Origin of the sequence: Curtobacterium sp. VKM Ac-2884 (assembly GCF_015350945.1) — a bacterium.
Taxonomy (GTDB): Bacteria; Actinomycetota; Actinomycetes; order Actinomycetales; family Microbacteriaceae; genus Curtobacterium.
In genome coordinates, this window is the sequence record NZ_JADKSA010000005.1 from 108,874 (window position 1) to 134,179 (window position 25,306).

The following is a 25,306-nucleotide window of genomic DNA, read 5'->3' on the forward strand; positions in this document are numbered from 1 at the left end:
GTCACCGGAGCTCGATCCTGGCGTCGAGCTCGAGCCGGTCGAGGAACGTCTCGTCGTGACTGACCACGACGAGCGCGCCGCGGTGGGCCCGCAACGCGTCGACGAGCTGGTCGACGCTCGTCAGGTCGAGGTCGTTCGTCGGCTCGTCGAGCACCAGCAGCTGCGGCGGCGGGTCGGCCAGCACCAGGCTCGCCAGCGCCACCCGGAAGCGCTCCCCGCCGGACAGCGCCCCGGCGAGTCGGTCGACGGTGTCGCCGCGCACCAGGAACTTCGCGAGCCGGTTCCGGACCTCGGCGACGGGGACGTGCGGAGCGTCCCGACGCACGTTGTCGAGCACCGTGGCGGAGTCGTCGAGGGTGTCCTTCCGCTGCGGCAGGTACGCGATCCGCTCGACGTGGGCAACGGCACCGGTGCCGGGCAGCGGGTGCTCCCGGGCTTCCGGCGCACCGACGAGCTGTTCGAGCAGGGTGGACTTCCCGACGCCGTTGTCCCCGGTGACCGCGATCCGCTCCGGTCCCCGCACGATCACGTCCCGCCCACGCACCGTCACGGTCGCGATCTGCCGTGACGCCGGCACGTCCGGGTCGGGCAGGGTCACGTGGATGGACTCATCGTCGCGCAGGCGGAGTTCGGCCTGACGCTTCGTGGCGAGTGCGACGGCCTCGTCGTCCGCGTACCCGACGCGGAGTCGGCCGGCGGTCTGCTCGCCCTTCTTCCGCAGCTCGTTCGCGTAGCCCTTCGGCATGTTCTCGACGGCCTTCACCCCGGCGCGAGCGCGTCGGGCGATCTTCGTCTCGGCCTCGATGCGCTGCCGCTTCTCGGTGCGGTGCCGCTGTTCGGCGACCCGGACCTCGCGCTCGACGGCCGCCTGCTGCACGGCCACGTGCTCCTCGAACGCACTGAACGTCCCGCCGAACACGGTCATCGCACCGGCGCGGAGCTCGCACGTCTCGTCGACGTGCTCGAGGAGCTCCCGGTCGTGACTGACCACCACGAGGGTGCCGCGCCAGTCGTCGACCAGGTCGAGCAGGAGCCCGCGTGCCCGACGGTCGAGGTTGTTCGTCGGTTCGTCGAGGAACGCGATCGGACGGCCGCGCAACCGTACCCCGGCGACGGCGACGAGCACGGACTGCCCGCCGGACAGCGTCGACACCGGGCGTTCCAGGTCGGCGCCGTCGAGTCCGACGCTCGCGATCGCTGCGGCGGCCCGCTCCTCGAGGTCCCAGTCGTCGCCGACCTCCTCGAAGTGCTCGGGCGACGCCTCGCCGGACAGCACGGCCCGGAGCGCGGTGAGTGTCGAGCGGATGCCGAGCAGGTCGGCGACGGCGTCGTCGGCCCCCGTCGCCAGGCGTTGCGGCAGGTGGTCGACGGGACCGGACGTCGAGATGGTGCCCGACGTGGGGTGGAGCCGGCCGGTGGCGAGCCGGACCAGCGTGGACTTGCCGGCCCCGTTCCTCCCGACCAGGCCGGTCCGGCCACGCCCGAAGGCGGTGGTGAGGTGGTCGAGCGCGACGGAGCCGTCGGGCCAGGTGAAGGTGACGTCGTGCAGGACGACGGATGGGCTGCTGGGCATGGGGATGCCTCCCGGTGTCGATGCTGGGCGCACGACACCGGACCCACCGCTGTGCGGTGGAGCGCCCGACGGGGCGCGCGATCACGGTGTCAGCGCGTGGGCTGCGCAGAACCGGTGATCGACAGCAATCCGTCTTCTTCCGTCGGGGACCCCCGTGTCCGCCACCCGTGCCGCCGGTCGGTCTCCCGCCCCGGGGCCTCGTGATGACGACGAGGTGCCTCCCACGGTAATCCCGGCCACGGGGACGCGCAAGGGATGACAGGCTGGGGGCATGCCGGAGAACCTGTTGCCGAACCCGTCGACGAACCCCGAGACCCTGCTCCCCGCCGAACCCGAGGTGACCGCGGCGCTCGCTGCCGACACCCCGATCGCCAGCGTGGTGGTGGCGCACCCGTCGTCGAGCCTGGCGTGGGCCCTCCTCGCCGACGAGGCCTGGGAGCGCGGCGCGAGCCTGGAGTCCTACGCCTACGCCCGCGTCGGGTACCACCGCGGGCTCGACGCCCTCCGTCGCGCCGGCTGGCGCGGTGCCGGCCCGGTGCCGTGGTCGCACGAACCGAACCGCGGCGTGCTCCGCGCGTTGTTCGCGCTGCGGCGGGCGGCCGAGGCGATCGGCGAGGCCGGCGAGCCGGAGCGCCTGACCGACTTCCTCGACGCGTCCGACCTGGAGGCGATCCGCGCGCTCGAGGGGTAGCGCGACGGGGCGGTCCTCGATGCCCTCCGCCCGGAACCGGGCGGCGCCGCGGCCGGCTGTTCCGCGCTGATCGCTGCGGCGACGAGTAGGCCCAGGAAGAGCATCCCGGGCCGGTCCGCCTCGATCCAGTTGAACCCCGCCGCCGACGTGGACAGGGCTGCGAGGGCCGCTGCTGCGCTCAGGGACCCGGAACGGAGCGCCAGGACCGCTGCGGTCACGACGAGCGCGGCCACCAGGAACGCCCCGGGGAGCCCGAGGCTCAGGAGGAGCTGGAACCAGGAGTTCTCCACGACGACGGGTGTGCCACGCTCCACCAGCAGGAGGTTCGACGTGCCCGGACCGGAACCCAGGTGCCCGAGGTGCTCAGACGTCGTCCAGACGAGCGGGGCGAGTTCATCCCGCGCGCGCGCAGACGCGATGCCGTTCGACGAACCGAGACGCTCTTGGAAGGCCGGCGAGAGCGCGACGCCGACGAGGCCCGCACCGGTGACGCCGAGGGCGACGAACGCTCGTGTGCTCGCCGTCGTGGCTCGCGCGTCGCTCGCCCGTCGGAACAACGGTCCGACGACGATGACCGCCACACCGACCGCCACGGCCACGAGGCCGCCGCGACTGATGGTCAGGAAGACGCCGACCAGACCGATCCCCGAGGCGACGAGCGAGCTGGTTCGTCCGCGCTCGACGAACCGGGCGACCGCGATGACCGTCCCGACCGAGAGGAAGAGCGCGTTGTTCAACGGGTGGCCGAGTGTGGTGGTGATCCGGTAGTCGCTCCAGTACTGGACGATCGGGTAGTCGCCCGATGCGAACACGCCGCCGTACAGCGGGTTCGATCCGAGCAACCGTTCGACGACTCCGAAGAGGGACAGCGCGGCTGCGGTCCACATCCACGTGTCGAGTACCCGGCGTACCTCCAGGGTCGGGATGCGGCGCTCGAACGTGAACACGAGCACGAGCAGGGTGAAGGCGGCCCCCCACCCGAGTCCGCGTTGCACGGAGATGCCCGACACGACTCCGATGACGAGCCACCCGGCGAGCACGAGGGCGATCGTCACCACGATCCTGGCCGGTCGCGCGAGTGCCGTCCGGTCGCGTCGGACGACCCACGCGAGCACGACCACCGCACCGGGGCTCAGCACGGTGACGACCTCGGGCAGCGGCAACCGACCGACCGGGACGAGTGCAGCGGTGAGCAGGCCCACCGGGAGGAGCCACGAGGTCGGGATCACCCAGAGCGCGACGATGAACGCGAGTGCCACCGTGCCGGAGACCAGGAGCGTCAGCACGGGGTACCAGCCGATCGGGTGCGGAGCGCGGTGGCGGGCACCGTGAGGGCGGACAACCAGGCTGCCGTGGTGGCGAGCGTCGCGGCCGCGACGCCTTCGGTGTGCCACACTGCGGCACACGCCCCGATCCCGCCCACGGCGACGACACAGGCGACCGCGGACGACACGACGATCCGGCGGTACCGGCGCGCGGCGAAGAGCAACTGGATCTTCACCGCGACGAGCGACGAGAGCGCGGCTGCGCCGATGAGCGCTGCGGCGGGCCCCGGGAGGAAACGGAGCTCCGGTCCGAACACCGCCGGGACGGCGACGGGGGCCACGCAGCACATCGCCACGGCGGCGACCGCGAAGGACCCGAGGACACCGAGCACGGCCCGAGGGGGCAGCGCTCCGTCGGGTGTCTGTTGCAGTGCACGGTTCGCGGCGGCCTTGTAGCCGATCCCGATCGCCGTCAGCGCGTCGCAGAGCCGGGCGGTGGGCACGAACGCGGCGAGCACGGCGGGTCCTGCTGCCGCGGAGAGGGCGATCGCGCCGCTCTGACCGATCGTCAACCAGACGACGCTGACCGTCGCCCCGGCGATTACGGCGAGCAGCGGACGGCGCGTCCGACCGCCCGTCGCCAGGACGGCGGGCGCGGCCGTTGCCGCCGGTCGGGTCAGGACCAGCGCGGTCAGCGTCAGGAGTCCGACGACCGTACCGACGGCGGCGAGCGCGGTCATGAGTCCGGTGAGGTCGGTTCCGACGTGCAGCGCGGCGACGGCGACCACGGCGCGCCCGACGGGGAGCACCGCGTAGGGGAGCGCGGCCCCGAGGACAGGCCGGTCGAGGCCGCGGAGCAGGTTCATCGCGAGCACCGGGCCGATCGCGCTGAGGCACACGACCGCGGACAGCACGACGAGCGGAGCCGGGACCGGCGCGACCAGGACCACCGCCACGAGGGCGGCCTCGACGAGCGTGAGGGTCGCGACCACCCGCGTCACCAGGCGCCACGTGCGCGCGGGGGCGGAGGACGCCGCGGTCGCCGTCAGGTCCGCCGGGGCGCCGCCGACCACGTTCGCGACGGCGATGGCCAGACCGAGCGCCAGGGAGAACACGCCGAAGTCACTCGTCGACAGGAGCCGTGCGGCCGGTACCAGCAGGAGGAGCGCGAGGACCCTGGAAGCGAGCGACATGCCGGTCACCACGGTGCCGGTGACGCCGCGGGCGAACATCCCGGAGGAGGCGACGGCGGTCACGCGAGTTCCTCGAGGACGCGCCAGACGTCTCGGCGGAACGCGCGCTCGTTGTCACGGGCGGTCCGTGCCGCCTCGCGCGTCCGATCGGCACGGTCGTCGGGTGAGTACGACGCTTCCGCACCGAGCAGGGCATCGAGACGCTCCGGTCGGACGACGTCCGTGGCGTAGCCGAGTTCTTCGAGCGCACGGGCGAACCGGATCTGGTGGTCGTCCACGTGCTCCCCGGCGGCGTGCGACCGGCCGAGGACGATCGGCCACGTACCGGCTGCGAGTGCGCCGAACACGTTCCCCGGGCTGGCCTGGGACACGAGCAGGTCGGACCACTCCAACGCCTGGCGCATGGCGACGGCGTCGAGGTAGTCGGCCGCGGTGACGTGATCCGCGTGCAGCCGCCACGAACCGACGCCGAACTGGACGATCCACTCGTCCTGGGGGCGCTGCTCGATCGTCGCGGCGACGGCGTCGAGGAGTCGCTGGAACGGCTGCTCGTGCGTCCCGACGGAGACCAGGATCCTCACTTGCTGCTCCGCACCTTGGTGCACCGCGGGAAACCGTCGAGCTGTGCGTCCCACTGCGTGACGAAGGTGTCGGTGACCGGTCGGACCAGTCGCGCGGTGAGGGTCGGGTTGTCGATGCGGTCGACGCACTCGATGAAGACGTTCGTCGTCCGGAAGAGCACCTTGCCCACCCACGAGAACGGAACGGCGGCTGCGGCTCCGCTGCTCACGATGAGGTCCGGACGTTCTGCGCGGAGCGTTCGGAGGGCGATGCCGAGGTTCACGACCAGCGCTCGGAGACTCCGGTTGGTGGGCCAGAACAGTCCGTGCGTGCGGTGTCCCTCGAGCTTCGGGATCGAGTCGGGCTTCAGGAACGTGGCGAACGCGACGTCCACGCCCTCCGGCGGTGGCATGAGCGTGAGCAGCTGGTCGAGGTGACCCCCACTGCTGCAGACGAAGAGGATGCGCATCAGCGGCTCGTTCCGAGGAGACGCGCCGCACGGTCTTCCCACATGCGGGTGGCGCGTGTCACCGAGAACGGGGCGATGTAGGAGTCGAAGGACCGCAGCGCCGGGCGGGCGGTCGCCGCACTGCGCTCGATCGCCTCGCGGAGGCCGTCGACGTCGTCGAGCGGCACGGTCTGCATCAGGTCCGGCTGTTCGCCCAACGCCCGCTGCATCTCCAACGGGCCGATCGAGCCCGTGGCGACGACGGGGGTGCCGACAGCCATCGCCTCGAGCAGGACGATGCCCCACGCCTCGCTCCGCGCGCCGTGCACCAGGACGTCGGCGGCGGCCATGTACCCGTACGGGTTGGCGTGGCCGCCCTCGATGCTGACCTGGACCAGCCCGCTCCGCCGCCGGAGTGCCTCGAGCTCCGTCCGGAGGGGTCCCTCCCCGACGACGCGCCAGTGCACCGGACGATCGAGCTGCTGCAGCGCTGCCCAGGTGCGGTCGAGACCCTTCCGCTCGATGAGGCTGCCGACGGAGACCACCGTGAACCGGTCGTCCCGCTGCTGCGGGGAGCCGGCGGCCAGACGCCGGACCTCGTCGGTGTCGATCGTGCTCGGGATGACCGCGGGCGTGCGTCGGAGCCCGTACACGTCGACCATCGACGATGCGACGGTCTCGGTGTTCGCGGTCAGGTGCGCCCGCGATCGGAAGACACGACCGATCAGCCGCTGCTTCGCCCGGCCGAGCGCGATGTACGTGGCGTGGTCACGAGGGTCGAGGTCCTCGCAGTAGTTGTACGTGTGATCGCGCGCGCCGGGGAGCCGATCGATCAGGGCGCACGCGAGGATCGACGACCACAACTTGACGACGACGAACGACGGCGGCATGCGGCGGAGCACGGCGTACAGACGTCGCGCGATCTCCGGCGTCGCGAGGTGGTGATCGACACCGAGCACGTGCAGCTCGACCTCGGGCCGGAGCGTGCTCTCCAGACCCCCGCCGCCCGAGTGGAGGACGACCGCGACGTCGTGCCCGCGTTCCGACAGGGCGTTGGCGACGCTGACCGTCTGGCGTTCGGCACCGCCGAAGCGGAGATGGGGTTGGACGAAAACGATCACGACGAGCCTCCCTGGCAACTGATATTCACATACTACACGATGGAATAACAGTAGCCAGGGCTACCTTGTCCGGTCCCGCCCGGCGGCGCGCGCCCCGCCCTACGCCAGCACCACGCTCCACGAGAACGCCTGCGGCCAGAGCTGGTGCTCCGGCAGCACGTCGAGGCCGCACGCCCGGCTGCCGAGCCCGTGCTGCGCGGCGTCGAGGTACAGGTACAGGTGGTCCGACGTCGGCAGTTCGTACGGGTGCTCGGCGCGGTCGATCTGCTGCGCGGTCCACGGCGACAGGGTGAAGCCCGCACGGTGCGATCCCACGGTCGACACCGTGAACGGCCCGACCGACAGCTCCCGCAACAGTGGCCGGTGCCCGGTCTCCTGCGGCCGCGAGTACTCGACCCCCAGCGACCGCACCGGAGCGGTGAACCGACCGACCCGGGCAGCGTGCGACGAGTCGGCGTACGACTCGAGCGGCCCGGTGCCGAACCACGTGGCCGTCTCGTCGGCCAACCCGGCCGGCAGGTCGAACCGCACCCCGATCCGCGGCCAGGTGACGTCCCACGCCCCGAACGGCACCGCGTCGGTCTGCAGCACCAGCCCGTCGGACGTCAGGGTCCAGCGGTGCGTGACCTCGAGGCCCCACCCGCTGTTCGCCGCCGCCACCCGCACCCGCTGTTCCAGCCCGGAGTCGGTCCGTGCCACCGACACCAGGCGGTGGGTCAGCCGGTCCAGTCCACGGTCCCGCCAGCGCGAGGCCGACGGGGGAGCGTCCGGGTCACCGACGCCGTGCGTCAGCACCGGGTCCGCCGTCTCGTAGCCGCCCTGCGACGCCAAGCGGTCGTTGTCGGTCGGGGCACGCCAGAGCTCGAGACGGGGCCCTGCGACCTCGTGTCCCTTCCAGGACACCAGGTCGCCGCGGTCCGAGAACGTCCCGTCGCCGAGACGGTCGCCGTCCCACCCCTGCCGGGAGGCCCGTGGTGCGTCCGCAACACGGCTCGCGACGAGCCGCTGGGTGCGTGCGACGACGTGGCCGGTGTCCGCCCACGCGGTCGGGCCCGCCAGTTCGGCGGTCAGGTCGAGCCAGAGCTCGTCGCCGGGTGCGAGTTCGGCGGTGGCCGCGTCGAGCACCTCGGACGGCACCGGGACGGTCGCCGACTCGCGGGCCGCCACCACGCCGGCGGCGAACCGACCGGACGCCTCGACGACGCCGTTCCGCGACAGGGTCCAGCAGAACCGCAGCCCGGCGGTCGAGGCCGAGTGGTACCGGTTCTCGACCAGGATCGTGGTGTCCGACACCGCCAGGCGGATCGGGGCGACGACGGCCGCGAACTCGGCGAGCCCCGGGGTCGGGGAGTCGTCGGGCAGCACCAGGCCGTCCATCACGAAGTTGCCGTCGTGCACGACCTCGTGGAAGTCGCCGCCGTAGGCGTAGTAGTCCTGGCCGGACGCGGTCTGCGCCAGGAGCCCGTGGTCGCGCCACTCCCACACGAACCCGCCGTGCAGGCGCGGGTACCGGTCGACCAGGGCCTCGTACTCGGCGATCTGGCCGGGGCCGTTGCCCATCGCGTGCACGTACTCGCAGTGGATGAACGGCTTCGAGCGTTGCCGTGCGGCCTCGGCCGGGCCGCAACCGAGCAGGGGTGTCGGGGTGCCGCCGCCGATGGACTCGGTCTCCTGCAGCGACGGGTACATCCGCGAGTACACGTCGGTGTACTCGCCCGTGTAGTCGCCCTCGTAGTGCACGGGCCGCTCGGCGTCGCGGTCGTGCACCCACTGCGACATCGCCGCCAGGTTCCGGCCGGTGCCGGACTCGTTGCCGAGCGACCACATCACGATGGACGGGTGGTTCTTGTCCCGCTCGACGGTCCGTGCGACGCGGTCGAGGTAGGCGTCCGCCCAGACCGGGTCGTCGGAGGGGTTGCCGACCCAGCCGGTGAAGATGAACCCGTGGGTCTCGAGGTCGGTCTCCAGGATCACCCAGAAGCCGAGCTCGTCGGCGAGGTCCAGCACGCGGGGGTGCGGCGGGTAGTGCGAGGTGCGGATCGCGTTGACGTTGTTGCGCTTCATGAGCGCCATGTCCGCGCGGGCGTGCTCCTCGTCGAAGACGCGGCCGCGCACGGGGTGGGTCTCGTGTCGGTTCACGCCGTGGAACACCACGCGCTCGCCGTTCACCAGGAACCGGTCGCCCTCGATCGACACGGTGCGGAAGCCGAGCCGGAGCGACACGGTCTCGCCGCCGTCGGTACCACCCGCCGCCGTGCCGGTCGCGGCAGAGTCGGTCGACAGCGTGGCGTCGTACAGCTTCGGCAGCTCCGCGCTCCACGGCTCGACGCCCTCGACCTCGATCGGCGCGACCTCGTCGGCCGTCGCCCACGTCACGTCGACGCCGAGGTCGGGCACCGCGAACCGCACCGGGAAGCCAGCGTCCAGCGTCGGGAACGTGATGGTCCCGCTGCCGGTCGCCGGGCGTCCGGACGCAGCCGTCCCGGCCGTCGCGGCACTGCCCAACGTGGGCGCCCAGGAAGCCCTGACGAACACGTCGTCGATCGGAGCCGTGGGACGGGCGAGCAGCGTGACGTCGCGGAAGATCCCGGGTAGCCACCACTGGTCCTGGTCCTCCAGGTAGGAGGCCGCCGACCACTGGTGCACCCGCACGGCCAGGTCGTTCGACCCCGGTCGGAGCAGCTGCGTGACGTCGAACTCGGTCGCGAGGCGGGACCCGGTCGACCAGCCCACGAGCGTGCCGTTCAACCACACCCGGAAGTGCGACTCGACGCCGTCGAACCGCAGCAGCACCCGACCGGCCGCCGCGAACGACGCCGGCAGCTCGAACGTGCGCCGGTGGTCACCGGTGGGGTTCTCGTCCGGCGGGTGCGGCGGGTCGATCGGGAACGGGTACTGCAGGTTCGTGTAGCTCGGCGACCCGTGCCCGTGCAGCACCCAGTGCGACGGCACCGGCAGCTCGCCCCACGCGGGGTCGTCCTCCACGGCGGCGTCGGTGGCGAACGCGTCGGACACCGACGCGACCGGCGACCACCGGAAGCGCCAGTCGCCGTTCAGCGAGAGCGAGGGTGCGTCGGTGTGGAGCGCGGCCCGCGGAGGGAGCCGTGATGCCGAACCCGGCGAGGTCGAGTGGAGGTCGTCGAGTGCGGAGTTGGTCAACCCTTGACCGATCCTTCCGTGAGGCCCCCGCGCCAGAAGCGCTGCAGGACGATGATGGCGATGACGAGCGGGATGACCGAGACGAGCACCCCGCCGGTGGTGAGCTGGTAGAACTCCGGCAGGCGGTCGACCTGCGAGCGCCAGTTGTTCAACCCCAGTGTGATCGGGTACAGCTTCTGGTCTGCCAGCATGATGAGCGGCAGGAAGAAGTTGTTCCAGATGCCGACGACCTGGAACAGGAACACGGTCACCAGGGCCGGGGTCATCTGGCGGAGCACGACGGTGTGGAAGATCCGCAGCTCGCTGGCACCGTCGATGCGTGCCTGTTCGAGCAGCGTGGTGTCCACCGACGCCGCGGCGTACACCCGGCACAGGAACAGGCCGAACGGGGAGACGAGGCTCGGGATGAGCACGCTCCAGTACGTGTCGGTCAGGCCGAGCGTCGAGAACAGCAGGAACAGCGGCAGCGCCGTCGCGGTCCCCGGCACGAGCACGCCGCCGAGGATCGTGCCGAACACGAACTGCCGCCCCTTGAAGTCGTACTTCGCCAGCGCGTACCCGCCGGCCGCGGCGAAGTAGGTCGCCAGGACCGCACCGACGCCGGAGTACAGGATGCTGTTCGCGATCCACCGGACGAAGATGCCGCCGTCGTAGGTGAACACCTGCTGCAGGTTGCTCCAGAGCGCGAACTCGCCGCCGAACCAGAACCCGTTCGTCGAGAACAGCGCGCCGGTCGTCTTCGTCGCGGCGATGACGACCCAGTACAGCGGGACGAGGAAGTACAGCGCGACGACGACGAGGATGCCCGTCACGACGATCTGCGAGCGCGGGGACCGGTCGAGCTTGCGGCGCTGGTGCGCCGAGATCGACGTGGTGTCCACGGGGACGGCGGGCTGCTTGGTCGGTGCTTCGACGGTCATGCGTCCGCCCCCTTCGTTCCGTTCTGCAGACCGGACCTGGCCTGGAGGCCCGGTGCGGCTTGGGAAGTACCGGTGCTGCCCGCCGCAGCGCGCGTCTGGAGCGCGGTGCGGGCCTCCAGGCCGTCACGCTTGGCCCGCTTGCGCCGATCGCGTTCGTCCTTCGGCGCGCGGTTCGTCAACGCGAGGAACGCGAACGACAGGATGAACGCGGCCAGCGCGATGATGACCGCCTGCGCACTCGCGACGCCGTACTCGTTGAACGCGAACGCGTTCGTGTACGCGGCGTAGTTCGGCGTGTACTCGGTGTCGATCGCCGGGGCGACCGTGGACAGGATCTGCGGCTCCGCGAAGAGCTGCAGCGTCCCGATGATCGAGAAGACCGTGGTGAGCACCAAGGCCGGCGCGATGAGCGGGATCTGGATCCGCCACGCGACCTGGAACGGGCCGGCGCCGTCCATCTTGGCGGCCTCGTAGACCTCGCCGGGGATCGACTTCAGCTGCGCCACGATGATGAGCATGTTGTAGCCCGTGTAGGTCCACGTGACGATGTTCGCGATCGACCAGAGCACGCTGTTGGCGCCGAGGAAGTCCGGCTGCAGCCCCATCGACTGCAGCAGGGACACGATCGGCGACAGGCCGGGCACGTACAGGAACGACCACAGGATCGTCGCGATGACGCCGGGGACGCCGTACGGCATGAAGTAGATCGCGCGGAAGAAGCCCGGCCAGCGGGCGCTCGCCGACTCGAGCAGCAGCGCGAGGATCGTGCAGGCGATGATCATCACCGGGACCTGCACGATGCCGAAGAGCAGCATGCGGCCGATCGAGGCGACGAAGCCGGAGTCCTGCAGGGCGATCGCGTAGTTGTCGAAGCCGGCGAACTTGCCGACGACGCCGTCCTCGCCGAACAGGCCCTCGCGGTCGACGGTCGTGAACGACTGGAACAGGGCGCTGATGATCGGGATGATGAACGTCAGCAGGAACAGGGCCAGGAACGGCGCGAGCAGGATCCACGGGGCACGCTTCTGCGCACTCGTGGCCTTCGTGCTCGTGCGGAAGGCGGGTCGCGTGCTGGTCTGCTGGCTCATCGTGCCGTCCTGACGCTGAGGCCCTTGTCCTTGAAGGACTGGACGATCTCCCGCTGCGCGAGTTCCACCGCGTCGGAGAGCTTGAGGCCGGAGGTGAGCTTCCGGCGGAACTGGTTCTGCAGGCTCGTGAACGCCGACTGGGTCACGGGGGACCACGACCAGTCGATGTTCTGCTCCTTCGAGGCCGGCACGAAGACGTCCTCGTTGTAGTTCTGGCCGGAGAACCACTTCGACGGCTGCTCACGCTGCTTGCCGATGTAGTCGACCGCGGGCGACCAGCCGATGCCGCAGTACTTGATCATCGCGTCGATGCCCTCCTTCGAGGTGGTCATCCAGGTGATGAACTCGAGCGCTTCCCTCGGGTGCTTCGCGTTCGCCAGGACCGCCGCCGTCGAACCGCCGATGGCACTCGAGCCGAAGCCGTCGGCGCCCCACTTCTGCATGGGGGCGACCTTCCACTTGCCCTCGCCGCCCTGCACGGACTCGATCAGGGCGTCGCCCCAGCTCGCGCTCGTGACCGCGGCGATCTTGCCGCTCGCGGCCGAGGCGTACCAGCCGGGGGAGTACGCACCGGCGCTGGTGTCGACGAGCTCGTCGTCGATGACCCCGTCGAAGAAGTCCGCGACCATCAGGGTCTTGTCGTCGGTCATGTCGACGACCCACTCGTCACCGTCGACCTTGAACCAACGGGCGCCGGCCTGCTGCGCGTACGCGGCGAACGGCGACGCGTCCGAGACCGGGAACACCTCGAGGTAGTTCTGCTTGCCGGTCTTCCGGACCTTCTCGGCCAGGTCCCGCCACTCGTCCCACGTCGTCGGGGGTTCGCCGCCGGCCTGCTCGAGCAGGGCGGTCTGGTAGTAGAACCCCATGGGGCCGGTGTCCTGCGGGATGCCGTAGACGCCGTCCACGAACGACACCTGCGCCCACGCGGCTTCGTCGTACTTCGACTCGAAGTCCTTCGCGCCGTAGCGGGCGAGGTCGACGAGGCCGTTGGCGAGCATGAACTCGGGGATCTGCCGGAGCTCGACCTGACCGATGTCCGGACCGCCGCCGGCCGCCAGCGCGGAGTACATCTTCTGGTACCCGCCGCTGTTGCCGCCGGGGATCCAGTTCGCCGACACCTGGATGTTCGGGTGCGTCTTGTTCCAGACGTCGCAGACCTTCTGCAGGTCCTTCAACCAGGCCCAGTAGGTGAGCTGGACGGTCTCGCCCGACGCGGCGGCCGGCACGAGGGCGGCCTTGTTCACGTTGGTGGAACCGGGGACCGCGCAGCCGGCGAGCAGTCCTGCCGCCGCCGTGCCGATGCCGAAGCCCAGGAGTTGTCGTCTGGAGATGGGTCGTGGTCGTGGCGTCATTGCCGCACTCCGGTTCGTCGTCGATTCGGGGTCCAGGTCAGCCAACCACAAAACCGAGCGTCGTTGCAGATTCGCGCCTGGGTGTTCGCTCCCGACTGTGGACGCCCGGTGGCGGCGAGGTGAAGTGTGGTCGCACGTGAGAGCGCCGGGGCTCATCGGCTCCGGCAACCGTCCGAGAGGAGCTGCCATGACGTCGACCAACGCGACGAGCGAACTGCACCGGATCCTGGGAGAGCGACTGGAGGGCGGCGGCACCTGGGCCTGGGCCTACGCCGACGTCTCCGGCAACGTCGAGGATCCCCGACGACAGGCGGCGCTCAAGCTCCGCGGTGTCGAGGAGGGGCTCCGGGCACAGGGTGCGTCCGACGAGGTCGTCGACGCCGTCGCCACCGAGTTCGAGCAGGAGCCCGGCGTCCACTCGCCCGTCACCCGGTACGTGCTCGTGCACGACGGCGAGGTCGTGCTGAGCGAGATCCTGCCCGGGCCGCTGCACGGATCGGAGTCCGTCGGCGTCGGGGCCGTGCCGGACCTGGTGCCGCTCGTCGCCCACCGTCCCGTCGACCTGCCGTTCCTGGTGGTCCACGCCGGCAAGGAGGGCGGGGCCTTCCGCGCCTACCGCCTCGGGCACGCCCCGATCGCAGCCGACGCGTCCGAACAGCAGGTGGCCGGACGGAACGACACCCTGCACTACGCCAAGGCCGGCACCGGGTGGAAGCAGCCGCACTGGCAGCAGCACACCGAGGAGATCTGGAAGCAGAACTCGTCGGAGACCGCTGCCGCCGTCGACGAGGCCGTGCGGACGATCCGGCCCGGACTCGTCGTCGTCGCCGGTGACGTCACCGCGCGCGAGCTGCTGGTGAAGGCACTCTCGTCCGAGACCCGTGCACTCGTCTCGGTGTTCCCGGGCGACCCGCGAGCCGACGCCGGCTCGAAGCAGGCGTTCGTCGAGCACGTCGAGACCGCACTCGCCCGCGTCGTCGCCACCCGCCGGCACGACCTCGAGGACTCGCTCCGCACGCACGTCGGCCGTGGCGACAACCAGGTCGTCACCGGCCTCGGACCCGTCGTCGAGGCGCTGCAGCAGGCGCAGGGCGCGACCGTCGCCCTCGACGCCGTGGCCATCGGCGACCGGACGCTGCTCGCGCTCGCCGGGGCGCCGTGGGTCGCCACCGCACCGGAGCAGGCCGCGGGGACGCCGGTCATCGGAGCGGTGCCGGCGGTGTGCGCGATGGTGCGGGCCGCGGTACTGACCGACGCCGAGCTCGTGCTCGTCAACGCCGCGTCGCTGCCCGGTGGCGCTCCCGCCGCCGCGCTGCTGCGCTGGCCCGTCGGTCCGGTCGTCCCCGCCTAGCGGCCGTTCTCTCCCGCCCCCCGGCCCGGCGCCCCCCCCCCCCGCCCCGGGAGCGCGCGCCCCGAGGTTCCGAAATCTCGGCATCTCGGGGCTCGCGCCGCCGCTCGCTGGAACCTCGGCGAACCGCGGGCGGCATGTCGTGGAACCTCGGCGGCCCCACACCGCACGGGTCAGTCGTGGAACCTCGGCGGCCCCACACCGCGCGGGTCAGTCGTGGGACCCGGCGGCCCGACACCGCTCGGGTCAGTCGTGCGACCGGTCCGCGCGCGGGACCAGCGGCAGGGCCAGCAGCGGCAGGGCGGCCACGATGCCGAACGACGCCGCGAACCCGAGCGCCGTCACCAGGGCGCCGATGCCCGGACCGACGGCGCTCGCCGCGATGAACTGCCCGGTGTTCTGCGTGCCGAGGGCCCGACCGGACCAGAACGGCCCGGCCGCCTCGGCGACCGACGTGTAGGCCAGCCCGTTGTCCGCCACGGTGACGCTCGTCGCGATGACCAGGAACACGGCTCCGGCAGCCAGGTGCGTGACGTCGACGAGCGCGAGCAGCCCCATCACGACGGCGGCGCTCACGACGACGATCCGCAGCGGCCCGACGCGTGAGCCGGCCCGGTCGCTCCACACCCCGACCAGGATCCGCCCGATCGCCCCGACGAACTGCGACGCCCCGACGAGCAACCCCGCCGCGGCCGTCGACCAGCCCAGTCCGACGAGCCACACCAGCCCGTAGGTCGACAGGGTGAACTGCGGCACCACGAGCAGGATCGACACCGCGTGGATCCGCCAGAGGAAGCCGCTCGCTCGGTACGGGTTCGCCGTCGCCTCGGCCGGTGCGGTGTGCCGGGCCGGCCTGGGCGGGTTCTGGATGCCGACGGCGCAGAGCACCGCGAGCACGGCGCAGAGGACGATCGGCAGGACGAGGGCCGCGCGGATCCCGGACCCCTCGGCGAGTTGCGGGACCGTGACCGCCGCGAGCGTCACCCCGAGCGGCTGCGACATCTGCCGGATGCCCATCGCGAGCCCGCGCCGCTCTTTCGGGAACCACCCGACGACGACCCGGCCGCTCGCGGCGTTCGTCGACGCGCTCGTCATGCCGCCCAGCAGGAACGCCAGCCCGAGCAGGACCGGGTCGCCCGCGGCGAGCCAGGCCCCGACCACCGCGAGGGTCGTCAGCACGAGTCCACCGGCGATCACGATCCGTTCGCCGATCCGGTCGGTGATCGCGCCCCAGGCGATGAGCGTCAGGACCATGCCGAACGTCGGCGCCGCCGCGAGGACGCCCGCCATGGTCAGCGACGTACCGTTCGCGTGCAGGTACGGGATGAGCAGAGCGGGAGCCGTCACCACGAGGGTCCCGGCGGCCTGCGCGGCGACCCCGAGCGCGAGCATCGTCCACGCTCGGCGGCCGATCGTGGTGGTCGTCGGGGGTGCGGCGGTCGCGGTCATCGTGGTGGCTCGCATCGTTTCATGTCGGAAGCAATTGGTATACCACAACGGTATACCATTCCGACGGTGTCCCCGCTAGAGTTGTTGGCCGTGACCGACACGACCGATGCAACCCCGGTGTCGCAGACGGCCCAGCTCTACGACAACCTGCGTGCCGCGATCCTGACGCTCGACATCGCGCCGGGCGAGCGCATCTCGGAGCGCGGTCTCGAGGCGCGGTTCCACGCCTCGCGGACCCCCGTCCGTGCCGCACTGTCGCGGCTCGAGCGCGAGGGCCTCATCCTGCACGAGGGGCGCTCGTGGACGGTCACCCCGATCGACCTCGACGAGATCGCCTCGCTCGCTGAACTCCGCGGCGTGCTCGAACCCGCCGCCACCCGACTCGCGGTCGAGCGGGCGAGCGCCGAACAGCTCGCCGAGGTCCGCGGGCACCTCGACGCACTGCGCCCGACACCCGACCAGCAGGCCGGCATCCGGATGGGCTCGACGTTCCACCTCGACCTGGCGGCGCTCGGCGGCAACCGGTTCATCACCGACGCTATCGCCGATGCCCTGACCCGTCTCGAGCGGACCCGGTGGATCGAGGTGCGCACGCCCGAGGCCCGCGACGCCGCGTGGGACGAGCACAGCGCCATCATCGACGCCGTGCGCGACGGTGACGCCGACCGTGCGGCCGGGCTCGTCGCAGCGCACGTCGCCGGGACGAACGACCGGCTGCTCAGTTGGATCGCACAGGAGCGCCGCCGACTGCGCGGCGCGGGCATGACGATCGTCGGGGCCACCGAGCGCTGACGTGAACCGCGTGACCGGACGGAGCCCGAACCGCGGGCCTGGCGGGACGCGCGGCGCGTGATCGGTCCGCCGTGACGCGAGCAGAGCCCTGGACGCGACCGCCCGGAAACGCGACCCGACAGCAGCTGCCGGGTCGCGCCTCCTGGCCGTCGCCCGGTCGACGCCGGACGTGAGCCGCTACGGGCGGTCCGCGCGTTCCTTCGTCGCGTCGAGCTGGTCGAACGTCGAACCATCGCCGTCGGTGCGCTCGAGCAGCGCGTCGCGCACCTCGGCCTCGTCGTGGCTCGCGCGGTTCGCCAGCTTGCTTCCGGATCGTGTCGCCTGTGACATGTCGGTGTCCTTCCCCTGCGTGTGGGCATCGTGGTGTTCGCGGGCATCCTGCCCGCCGGTGCGCTTCCTCACGGGACGTACTGAGGTCGTGACAGTGTCGCGCGGTCGCTCCGGCCGCCGCAAGGGCTTTCGGCACATGTGGAGAAGTGCCGTCACGGACCGTGCCTAGGATGGTGCGGCCGCGCCGCCCCGGTGCGCACCAGCGGACGTCGGACGGGAGGCACGGCTTGGCTGCACCACGTACCGCACCTCCCACGGTCTACGACGTGGCCAGTGCCGCGAACGTCTCGATCGCGACCGTCTCGCGCGTGCTCCGCACGCCGGACGCCGTCCGCGAGGGCACCCGGGACCGCGTCCAGGCGGCGATCCGCAGCCTCGGCTACGTCCCCTCCGGCAACGCCCGAGCCCTCGCCGGCAAGCGCACCGGCGTCGTCGGACTGCTGCTGCCCGGGTTCGACGTGGTGCCCGACGAACGGCCGGACCTGGTCACCGACGGGGGCGTCCGCGTGGTCGACGACCGCCGCCACGTGACGCAGCCGTTCTCCTCGAACCTGTACTTCGACGAGGTCCTGCGCGGCGCCGAGACCGAGGCCTGGCAGCGCGGACTCGCGCTCATGGTCGCCGCCGGTCGGGGGTCCTCGCGCGACGTGATCGTCAACGACGTCGCCGGCCGGGTGGACGGCCTCGCCGTGCTCGCACAGACCGTGCCGGACGACCTGCTCGAGCACGTCGCGCGTCGGATCCCGGTCGTGGTGCTCGCCGACGACCGGCGGTCGCACGGGTTCGACTCCGTGAGCGTGGACAACAGCGCTGGCATGCGGACGCTCGCGTCGCACGTGATCGGGCGCCTCGGCATCCGGTCGCTCGCGTACGTCGCAGGCCCGATCGACTCGCCGGACGACATGGAGCGCTCGACGGGCTTCCGGTCGGCGCTGGCGGACCACGGGGTGCCGGCGTCGTCGGTCCGGGTGGTGCACGGTGACTTCGGCCGGGCGCGAGCGCGGGAGCTGGCGGCGACGCTGCTGGCGGACGAGGTGCCCAGGGCCATCGTGTGCTCGAACGACCAGTCGGCGCTCGGGGTGCTCGACGCCGCCACCGCCCGGGGCCTGCGCGTGCCCGAGGACGTCGTCGTCACCGGGTTCGACGGCATCGACGCCGGGCGCTTCTCGTCGCCCCGGCTCACCACCGTGCACCAGCCGATGGGGGAGCTCGGGCGTGCAGCGGTGCGGGCGATCGTCGACCGGCTGGACCGCCGCGAGGGACCGCCGCGCGCCGTCCGCCTGCCGGTCGAGGTGCTGCTGCGCGAGAGCTGCCCGCCGGCGCTGTGACGCGCGGTGCGGCGCATGGCGCGGCGCGTGGCGCGGCGCGTGGCGCGGCGCGTGGCGCGGCGAGCGGTGCGGCGGTGCGTCCGCACCGTGCGGCGTTGCTCATCCCGTGCGACGTTGACCGCCCGGTGCGGGCCTGTAACCGCGCACGGAGCGGGCAGCCTCGCACCCGGTGACGGAACGCGCACCGTGCGCAGCGACCCTCGCTGCGACCCTCGCTCCGACCCTCGCTGCCGCCGCCCGCAGCTGCGTACCACCCCGGCACGGAACCCCGGTGTTGCGCGACGCGATGTAAGCGCATACATTGGCGCAGTACCGATTCGACACGGAGGTCGACCGAGCAATGACGCTTCCCCCACAGCGCACGCGCGGCAAGCGCGACCCCGGGACCCGCGCTCCCGGAACGCGCCCCGGCAGCACCCGACGACGCGGACGCCTCGTCGCGGCGATCGCCGGGCTCGCGGCCGTGGCCCTGATGGCCACCGGCTGCAGCATCCAGGTCCGGTCCGAACCCGATCCCACGATCGGCAAGGACACGATGCTCATCAACGCGGACCACGGCAACCCGCTGTTCGACCGCAACTTCAACCCGTACATCGCGAACGCCCGCACGGCCTCCAAGTGGATGTACGAGCCGCTCATCGAGATCAACCCCCTCGACGGCAAGGGCACCCCCTGGCTCGCCAGCAAGTGGAGCCAGCCGGACGCCAGCACGATCGACATGACGATCCGCCAGGGCGTCGAGTGGTCCGACGGCTCGCCGTTCTCGGCGAAGGACGTCGTCTTCACGTTCGACCTGCTGAAGAAGTTCCCGGCGATGGACGTCAAGGGCGCCTGGCAGCACATCAAGAGCATCGAGGTGGACGGCGACCACGTCGTCTTCCACCTCAAGAGCGACGACGTGCCCAGCCTGAACATCATCGGCGCGACGTACATCCTCGGTGAGCAGCACTGGGGCGGCGTGAAGGACCCGACCACCTGGCGGGACCCGAACCCGGTCGGCACCGGTCCGTTCGTGCTCGGCAACTACACCGACCAGCAGTACTCGATGGACAAGAACCCGACGTACTGGCAGGCCGACAAGATCGCCATCAAGCACCTCATCCTGCCGGCGACGAACACGCAGCTCGACACCGTCACCCGCGGCTACGACTGGGCGTACTCGTTCATCTCCGACGTCAAGGGCACCTGGGGCGCCGCGTCGAAGACGAACCAGTGGTGGTTCCCGGCCGGTGGCGTGATCGGCCTCATCCCGAACCTGACAAAGGCCCCGTACAACGACGTCAACGTCCGCAAGGGCATCTCGCTCGCGCTGAACCGTGACGACATCGCCGAGACCGCGTCCGAGGGCAACCTGGCAGCAGCGGGCCAGACCGGCCTGATCCTGCCGAACCAGGAGAAGTACCTCAACCCGGACATCCCGGACCAGGGCATGATCACGCAGGACGTCGACGCTGCGAAGGCCGCGTTCGCGAAGTCCGGCTGGACCGAGCAGGGCGGGAAGATCATGAAGGACGGCAAGCAGCTGTCCATCACCATCATGACCGCGAACGGCTACTCGGACTGGCTCCGCGCCGCGCAGGAGGTCCGTCGCGACCTGACGGCCATCGGCGTGAAGGTGACGATCCAGGCACCGCAGCCCGCCGGGTACCAGCAGAACATCAACAACGGCACGTTCGACATGGCGATGGGCGGCATGGGCAACGGTGACGTCTACCAGGCGTTCAACTCCCTGCTCAGCAGCGACTTCTACCAGCCGGTCGGCAAGTCGACGGTGAACAACTACGAGCGCTACAAGAACGCCGACACCCAGAAGCTCCTCGACGAGTACAAGGCGACGACGGACACCGCGAAGCAGCAGGAGATCCTGAACCAGCTGCAGGAGATCGTGTACGACGAGCTGCCCGTGATCGGCATGTACTACGGCGGGCTCTGGGGGCTGTTCAACACCGGCAAGTTCGTCGGTTGGCCCAGCGCCGAGGACCCGTACATGGCCCCGCAGAACTACGACTCCGCACCGCTGCTCATCTTCTCGAAGCTCCGGCTCCGGGACAGCGCAGCCGGCCAGGAGATCCTGAAGCAGCAAGAGGACCAGAAGTGAAGTACATCCTCCAGAAACTCGTCCTCTTCGTCCTGACCCTCTGGGCCGCGGTCACGCTGAACTTCGTGCTCCCGCGCCTCATGCCGGGCAGCCCGTCGGACGCCGCGCTGGCGAAGCTCAGCCAGAACGGCCCCGTCACCGAAGCCACCAAGAAGGCCATCGAGGCCCAGCTCGGCGTCCCCACGGGCAACCTGTGGGACCAGTACGTCAACTACCTGCACCAGGTCGTCACGCTCGACTTCGGGGTGAGCTACACGTTCTACCCGCAGCCGGTCGGCGACCTCGTGTCGAAGGCCCTGCCGTACACGCTCATCCTGGTCGGCGTCGTGACGATCCTCGCGTTCGTCCTCGGCACCCTGATCGGCGTCGCGGCGGCGTGGAAGCGCGGCACCTGGCTGGACTCGCTCCCGACGCTGTCGGGGTCGTTCATGTCGACGTTCCCGTACTTCTGGACCGCCCTGCTCCTGCTGTTCTTCCTCGGTTACGTGCTGCACTGGTTCCCGACCACGGGTGCCTACTCGGCGACCACCACCCCGGGGCTCAACGGAGCGTTCGCGGCCGATGCCCTGCAGCACGCGGTGCTGCCGGCGGTGACGATCCTGGTGACGAGCCTCGGCGGCTGGATCATCGGCATGCGCAACGCGATGATCAACACGCTCGGTGACGACTACGTGACCTTCGCCGAGGCGAACGGTCTGCGCGGCCGCACCGTGGCCGTCCGGTACGCGGCGCGGAACGCGATCCTGCCGAACCTGACCGGCTTCGGTCTGGCACTCGGTGGCGTGGTCGGTGGTTCGGTGCTGGTCGAGCAGGTCTTCGGCTACCCCGGCATCGGCTACCTGCTGTTCAACGCCGTCATCGGGCAGGACTACCCGCTGATGCAGGCCCTCTTCCTGATGATCACCGTGTCGGTGCTCATCGCCAACTTCATCGTGGACGTCATGTACGGCGTCCTGGACCCGAGGACGCGCCGATGACCAACAACGCCACTGTCGCTGTACGGACCCAGGACACCGACGAACAACAGGCACCTTCCAAGTGGAAGAGCATCGCCCGCCAGTTCGGCGTCGTCTGGTCGAATTCGAAGGCCCGGATCGGCATCATCATCCTCGCGGTGTTCGTGCTGGTCGCGATCTTCGCGCCGCTCCTGGCTCCGTACGGTGCCAGCCAGAACGGCTTCGCCCGGTCCGCCGACGCGACCGCCGACCACTGGATGGGCACCACCGCCGCCGGCGAGGACGTCCTGTCCCAGATCATCTACGGCGCACGGATCTCCGTGATGGTGGGTGCCGTCGCCGGCATCCTGTCGACGCTCGTCGCCGTCGCGATCGGCCTCAGCTGGGGCTACGTCCGCGGGTGGATCGGGGAGGTCATCGGCTTCATCGTGAACCTGTTCCTGGTCATCCCGGGCCTGCCCCTGATGATCGTCATCGCGGCGTACCTGCAGAACGGCGGCATCGCGGTCATCATCGCGGTGATCGTGGTCACCGGCTGGGCCTGGGGCGCACGCGTCCTGCGCAGCCAGACGCAGTCCCTGCGCGGTCGCGACTTCGTGACGGCCGCGCAGTTCTCCGGCGACGGTGCGACCCGCATCGTGTTCCGCGAGATCCTGCCGAACATGACCTCGCTCATCGTCGGCTCGTTCTTCGGAGCGGCCACGAGCGCGATCCTGGCCGAGGCGGGCCTCGAGTTCCTCGGGCTCGGCGACTCGTCGATCGTCAGCTGGGGCACGATCCTCTACTGGGCGCAGAACTCCAACGCGCTGCTCACCGGCCAGTGGATCCTGCTCTTCGCCCCCGGCCTCTGCATCGCGCTGCTCGCGATGAGCCTCACCCTGATCAACTTCGGCGTCGACGCCGTGTCCAACCCGCGGCTGCGCGAAGGCGCGCGCCCGAAGCGCAAGGAGGCGACCGCATGAGCGGCTCGCGTACGACGCAACCAGCAGACGGCCTGGAGGCGCGGGACGGCGCCGCCACGGGCCTCCCGTCCGACGGTGGTGACGCCCAGGGCGTCCTGCTGGACGTCCGCGACCTGTCGGTCGTGTACGAATCGGCCGGCCAGACGGCCGTGCAGGCGGTCGACCACGTGTCGTTCAGCTTGCGGAAGGGCGAGTTCGTCGGCCTGGTGGGCGAGTCCGGTTCGGGCAAGTCGACGCTCGGCTACGCGCTGACGCGTCTGCAGAAGCCGCCGGCGCGGACGAACGGCGGCAGCATCGTCTTCAACGGTCACGACATCCGTGACCTCGACGAGGAAGCGCTCCGGCAGCAGCGCCAGGGCGGCTTCGCGATGGTGCTGCAGTCCGGCATGAACGCGCTCAACCCGGTGCGCACCGTGCGGAACCACTTCATCGACATCTTCAAGGCGCACGGCCACGTGTCGCGCGATCGCTGGGACGCCCGGATGAAGGAGCTCATCGAGAAGGTGAAGCTGCCGACGTCGATGCTCGCCCGGTTCCCGGGGGAGCTCTCCGGCGGCATGCGGCAGCGTGTCTCGATCGCCCTGGCCCTGTCGCTCGAACCGCAGCTCATGGTGTTCGACGAGCCGACCACGGCACTCGACGTGCTCGTCCAGCACGCCGTCATGGACACGATCATCGAGCTGCAGCAGGCCGAGGGCTTCACGGCGATCCTGATCAGCCACGACCTCGGCATCGTGCTCGAGGCCACCGAGCGCGTGCTCGTCATGCACGAGGGCCGCATCGTCGAGGACGGCGGCTCGAAGGAGCTCCTGCGCAACCCGCAGGACGAGTACACGCAGATGCTCTTGTCGCACTACGCCGACCCGCGGGCCGAGATCGTGTCCCTGCCCGGGTTCCCGGACCGGTCGCAGCGCGCGACGTCCGGCGAGAAGCGGCAGGAGGCCACGTCGTCGTTCAGCACCGTCGGGTCGCGTGAGCGCTCGGCGGCGAAGAACCCGATCGTCGTCTCGAACATCGTGAAGACCTACCCGGCTCCGCGCCGCGGCGAGCAGCCGGTGCAGGCGGTGCGCGACGTGTCGTTCACCCTCGAGCCGGGGCAGTCGCTCGCCCTGGTCGGCCAGTCCGGTTCGGGCAAGTCGACCATCGCGAAGCTCCTGACCGGGGTCGAGAAGCCGACGACCGGCACCGTCCGGTTCGGTGACCTCGACGTCGCGCGCCTGGGCAAGCGCGGCCTGCGGGACCTCCGGTCCGAGGTGCAGATGGTGTTCCAGGACCCGTACGCGGCGCTCAACCCGCTGCACACCGTGGAGTACACGCTGTCCCGCCCGATCGCGAACTACACGGACCTGAAGGGGCAGGACGCCCGACGCCGCGTGCTCGAGCTCCTCGAGACCGTGGGCCTGACCCCGGTCGAGCAGTTCGCGCAGAAGCTCCCGCACCAGCTGTCCGGTGGGCAGCGGCAGCGCGTCGTCATCGCCCGCGCGCTCGCGTCCGACCCGCAGGTGATCATCGCCGACGAGCCGGTCTCGATGCTCGACGTGACGTTGCGCGCCGGCGTGCTCGCCCTGCTCGAGGACCTGCGCGAACAGTGGGGCGTCTCGCTCCTCTACATCACGCACGACCTGCTCAGCGCGCGGCTCATCACCGACGACATCATGGTGCTCCACGAGGGTGCCGTGGTCGAGCGGGGACGCACGGCCGAGGTGCTGCAGAACCCGCAGGACCCGTACACGATCGCCCTGCTCGACGCCGTGCCGAACCCCCGTCGCGCCCTCGCGGAGGGCCGGCTGTGACGACGCTGCACGACTTCCCGGCGGTGCCGGCGTTCGGCCACCTGCCGACGCCGGACGGTGTCGACGTCGTCGGGATCGACCTGCCGATCGGCCGCCTCACGGCCTACCGGATCGTGCCGTCCGGGGTGTCGAAGGGTGTCGTGCTCATCGTCCCCGGGTACACCGGCTCGAAGGAGGACTGGCGCACGTTCCTGCCGCTCCTCCGCGACGCCGGGTGGTCGGCGGTGGCGATCAGCCGCCGTGGACAGGCCGACTCGGTCTCGCCCGACGACCGCACGGCGTACACGCTCGAGCAGGAGGCCGCCGACGTCGTCCGCGTCGCCGGACTGCTCGACGACGGCGCTCCGGTCCACCTCGTCGGTCACTCGCTCGGCGGCGTGATCGTCCGCGCCGCAGCGATCGCCTCGCCGACGTCGTTCCGCAACGTGACGATGTTCTGCTCCGGCCCGCACGGCTGGTCGTACCGCAAGGCAGCAGAGAAGACGATCGTCGCCGACACGTGCTCCAACCGCGCGCTGTTCGACGCGCAGAACCCGCTCTGGGCCGGCCGCCCCGACGCCGAGCTGCCCGACGACGCCCGGATGGTCCGCGAGCGCTTCGACCACACGAGCGTCCTCAGCGTGCTCGGCGGCGCAGCGATCCTCGAGGACCGTGCCGACACCACCGAGGAACTCCGCGCGACCGGACTGCCGGTGCTCGTCGCGCACGGCGTCTGGGACGGCGCCTGGCCGATCCCGTGGCAGGCGGACATGGCCTCGCGTCTCGGTGCGTCGTACGAGGTGATCGCCGAGAGCTACCACGGTCCCCAGATCGAGAACCCGCTCGGGACCGTCGCCGTCTTCGATGCGTTCATGAACGCCCACTGAAAGGACCCCG

General features: G+C 71.0%; 19 protein-coding genes and 1 pseudogene. 9 read left to right on the forward strand and 11 right to left on the reverse strand.

What is annotated here, in order from left to right:
- Position 1 precedes the first annotated feature (1 nt).
- Positions 2-1,573 (reverse strand): ABC-F family ATP-binding cassette domain-containing protein, encoded by a 1,572-nt coding sequence (locus ITJ60_RS14365; RefSeq protein WP_194648402.1) that lies wholly within the window; start codon positions 1,571-1,573, stop codon positions 2-4.
- A gap of 271 nt (positions 1,574-1,844) precedes the next feature.
- On the opposite strand from ITJ60_RS14365, the gene ITJ60_RS14370 reads away from it, so the two are divergent.
- Entirely contained in the window at positions 1,845-2,264 is a 420-nt protein-coding gene (locus ITJ60_RS14370) for a DUF3151 domain-containing protein (protein WP_194648403.1), read from the forward strand.
- Between the two features lie 1,279 nt (positions 2,265-3,543).
- On the opposite strand, the gene ITJ60_RS14375 is transcribed toward ITJ60_RS14370, so the two are convergent.
- The 8 genes and pseudogenes from ITJ60_RS14375 to ITJ60_RS14410 all read right to left on the reverse strand — a co-directional run bounded on the left by ITJ60_RS14375 (position 3,544) and on the right by ITJ60_RS14410 (position 13,374).
- Entirely contained in the window at positions 3,544-4,785 is a 1,242-nt protein-coding gene (locus tag ITJ60_RS14375; protein ID WP_194648404.1) for a hypothetical protein, read from the reverse strand.
- Positions 4,782-5,303, reverse strand: a complete 522-nt coding sequence (locus tag ITJ60_RS14380) for a glycosyltransferase (protein WP_194648405.1) — start codon at positions 5,301-5,303, stop codon at positions 4,782-4,784. Before ITJ60_RS14380 ends, ITJ60_RS14375 begins: the two co-directional genes overlap by 4 nt.
- Positions 5,300-5,752: a polysaccharide biosynthesis protein gene (locus ITJ60_RS14385; RefSeq protein WP_194648406.1), complete on the reverse strand. Its 453-nt coding sequence runs from the start codon at positions 5,750-5,752 to the stop codon at positions 5,300-5,302. The genes ITJ60_RS14380 and ITJ60_RS14385 overlap by 4 nt, the downstream gene beginning before the upstream one ends.
- On the reverse strand, positions 5,752-6,852 hold the full coding sequence (locus ITJ60_RS14390) for a glycosyltransferase (protein ID WP_194648407.1): 1,101 nt from the start codon (positions 6,850-6,852) through the stop codon (positions 5,752-5,754). Before ITJ60_RS14390 ends, ITJ60_RS14385 begins: the two co-directional genes overlap by 1 nt.
- 99 nt (positions 6,853-6,951) lie before the next feature.
- Complete coding sequence (locus ITJ60_RS14395) at positions 6,952-10,011, reverse strand: glycoside hydrolase family 2 TIM barrel-domain containing protein (RefSeq protein WP_194648408.1); 3,060 nt, start codon at positions 10,009-10,011, stop codon at positions 6,952-6,954.
- Positions 10,008-10,931: a carbohydrate ABC transporter permease gene (locus tag ITJ60_RS14400; protein ID WP_194648409.1), complete on the reverse strand. Its 924-nt coding sequence runs from the start codon at positions 10,929-10,931 to the stop codon at positions 10,008-10,010. The genes ITJ60_RS14395 and ITJ60_RS14400 overlap by 4 nt, the downstream gene beginning before the upstream one ends.
- 167 nt (positions 10,932-11,098) lie before the next feature.
- Positions 11,099-12,019 (reverse strand): annotated as a pseudogene (locus tag ITJ60_RS14405) (carbohydrate ABC transporter permease); the annotation flags it as partial.
- Positions 12,016-13,374 (reverse strand): ABC transporter substrate-binding protein, encoded by a 1,359-nt coding sequence (locus ITJ60_RS14410; RefSeq protein ID WP_111085427.1) that lies wholly within the window; start codon positions 13,372-13,374, stop codon positions 12,016-12,018. The gene ITJ60_RS14410 and the pseudogene ITJ60_RS14405, both read right to left, overlap by 4 nt.
- Positions 13,375-13,561: 187 nt before the next feature.
- Here ITJ60_RS14410 and ITJ60_RS14415 point away from each other — a divergent pair, with 187 nt between their 5' ends.
- Positions 13,562-14,725 carry a hypothetical protein gene (locus ITJ60_RS14415; RefSeq protein ID WP_194648410.1) on the forward strand — a complete coding sequence of 388 codons (1,164 nt, stop codon included), beginning with the start codon at positions 13,562-13,564 and terminating at the stop codon, positions 14,723-14,725.
- Positions 14,726-14,968: 243 nt separating this feature from the next.
- Here ITJ60_RS14415 and ITJ60_RS14420 read toward each other — a convergent pair whose 3' ends face one another.
- Positions 14,969-16,171 carry an MFS transporter gene (locus ITJ60_RS14420; protein ID WP_194648411.1) on the reverse strand — a complete coding sequence of 401 codons (1,203 nt, stop codon included), beginning with the start codon at positions 16,169-16,171 and terminating at the stop codon, positions 14,969-14,971.
- A gap of 90 nt (positions 16,172-16,261) precedes the next feature.
- Between ITJ60_RS14420 and ITJ60_RS14425 the strand changes: the two genes are divergently transcribed.
- Positions 16,262-16,963, forward strand: coding sequence for a GntR family transcriptional regulator (locus ITJ60_RS14425; protein ID WP_323749185.1), 702 nt, complete (start codon positions 16,262-16,264; stop codon positions 16,961-16,963).
- Between the two features lie 177 nt (positions 16,964-17,140).
- Here ITJ60_RS14425 and ITJ60_RS14430 read toward each other — a convergent pair whose 3' ends face one another.
- A complete protein-coding gene (locus tag ITJ60_RS14430) occupies positions 17,141-17,293 on the reverse strand; it encodes a hypothetical protein (RefSeq protein ID WP_194648412.1) in 153 nt (50 codons plus the stop codon).
- 266 nt (positions 17,294-17,559) lie between these two features.
- On the opposite strand from ITJ60_RS14430, the gene ITJ60_RS14435 reads away from it, so the two are divergent.
- From ITJ60_RS14435 to ITJ60_RS14460, 6 genes are all read left to right on the forward strand, one after another.
- A complete protein-coding gene (locus ITJ60_RS14435) occupies positions 17,560-18,621 on the forward strand; it encodes a LacI family DNA-binding transcriptional regulator (protein ID WP_243648950.1) in 1,062 nt (353 codons plus the stop codon).
- Positions 18,622-18,961: 340 nt separating this feature from the next.
- Positions 18,962-20,719, forward strand: a complete 1,758-nt coding sequence (locus ITJ60_RS14440; RefSeq protein WP_228510405.1) for an ABC transporter substrate-binding protein — start codon at positions 18,962-18,964, stop codon at positions 20,717-20,719.
- Positions 20,716-21,696 (forward strand): ABC transporter permease, encoded by a 981-nt coding sequence (locus ITJ60_RS14445; protein ID WP_111085432.1) that lies wholly within the window; start codon positions 20,716-20,718, stop codon positions 21,694-21,696. The genes ITJ60_RS14440 and ITJ60_RS14445 overlap by 4 nt, the downstream gene beginning before the upstream one ends.
- On the forward strand, positions 21,693-22,637 hold the full coding sequence (locus tag ITJ60_RS14450) for an ABC transporter permease (RefSeq protein WP_123293511.1): 945 nt from the start codon (positions 21,693-21,695) through the stop codon (positions 22,635-22,637). The genes ITJ60_RS14445 and ITJ60_RS14450 overlap by 4 nt, the downstream gene beginning before the upstream one ends.
- Positions 22,634-24,430, forward strand: a complete 1,797-nt coding sequence (locus ITJ60_RS14455) for an ABC transporter ATP-binding protein (protein ID WP_228510407.1) — start codon at positions 22,634-22,636, stop codon at positions 24,428-24,430. The genes ITJ60_RS14450 and ITJ60_RS14455 overlap by 4 nt, the downstream gene beginning before the upstream one ends.
- Positions 24,427-25,296 (forward strand): alpha/beta fold hydrolase, encoded by an 870-nt coding sequence (locus ITJ60_RS14460; protein WP_194648413.1) that lies wholly within the window; start codon positions 24,427-24,429, stop codon positions 25,294-25,296. Before ITJ60_RS14455 ends, ITJ60_RS14460 begins: the two co-directional genes overlap by 4 nt.
- Positions 25,297-25,306 lie beyond the last annotated feature (10 nt).

What these genes read in the sequence shown, in the direction of transcription:
- ITJ60_RS14410 (WP_111085427.1), bottom strand. Translation starts at nt 13,374, where the DNA reads ATGACGCCACGACCACGACCCATCTCCAGACGACAACTCCTGGGCTTC.
- ITJ60_RS14385 (WP_194648406.1), bottom strand. Translation starts at nt 5,752, where the DNA reads ATGCGCATCCTCTTCGTCTGCAGCAGTGGGGGTCACCTCGACCAGCTG.
- ITJ60_RS14455 (WP_228510407.1), top strand. Translation starts at nt 22,634, where the DNA reads ATGAGCGGCTCGCGTACGACGCAACCAGCAGACGGCCTGGAGGCGCGG.
- ITJ60_RS14450 (WP_123293511.1), top strand. Translation starts at nt 21,693, where the DNA reads ATGACCAACAACGCCACTGTCGCTGTACGGACCCAGGACACCGACGAA.
- ITJ60_RS14370 (WP_194648403.1), top strand. Translation starts at nt 1,845, where the DNA reads ATGCCGGAGAACCTGTTGCCGAACCCGTCGACGAACCCCGAGACCCTG.
- ITJ60_RS14365 (WP_194648402.1), bottom strand. Translation starts at nt 1,573, where the DNA reads ATGCCCAGCAGCCCATCCGTCGTCCTGCACGACGTCACCTTCACCTGG.
- ITJ60_RS14400 (WP_194648409.1), bottom strand. Translation starts at nt 10,931, where the DNA reads ATGACCGTCGAAGCACCGACCAAGCAGCCCGCCGTCCCCGTGGACACC.
- ITJ60_RS14440 (WP_228510405.1), top strand. Translation starts at nt 18,962, where the DNA reads ATGACGCTTCCCCCACAGCGCACGCGCGGCAAGCGCGACCCCGGGACC.
- ITJ60_RS14415 (WP_194648410.1), top strand. Translation starts at nt 13,562, where the DNA reads ATGACGTCGACCAACGCGACGAGCGAACTGCACCGGATCCTGGGAGAG.
- ITJ60_RS14420 (WP_194648411.1), bottom strand. Translation starts at nt 16,171, where the DNA reads ATGACCGCGACCGCCGCACCCCCGACGACCACCACGATCGGCCGCCGA.
- ITJ60_RS14430 (WP_194648412.1), bottom strand. Translation starts at nt 17,293, where the DNA reads ATGTCACAGGCGACACGATCCGGAAGCAAGCTGGCGAACCGCGCGAGC.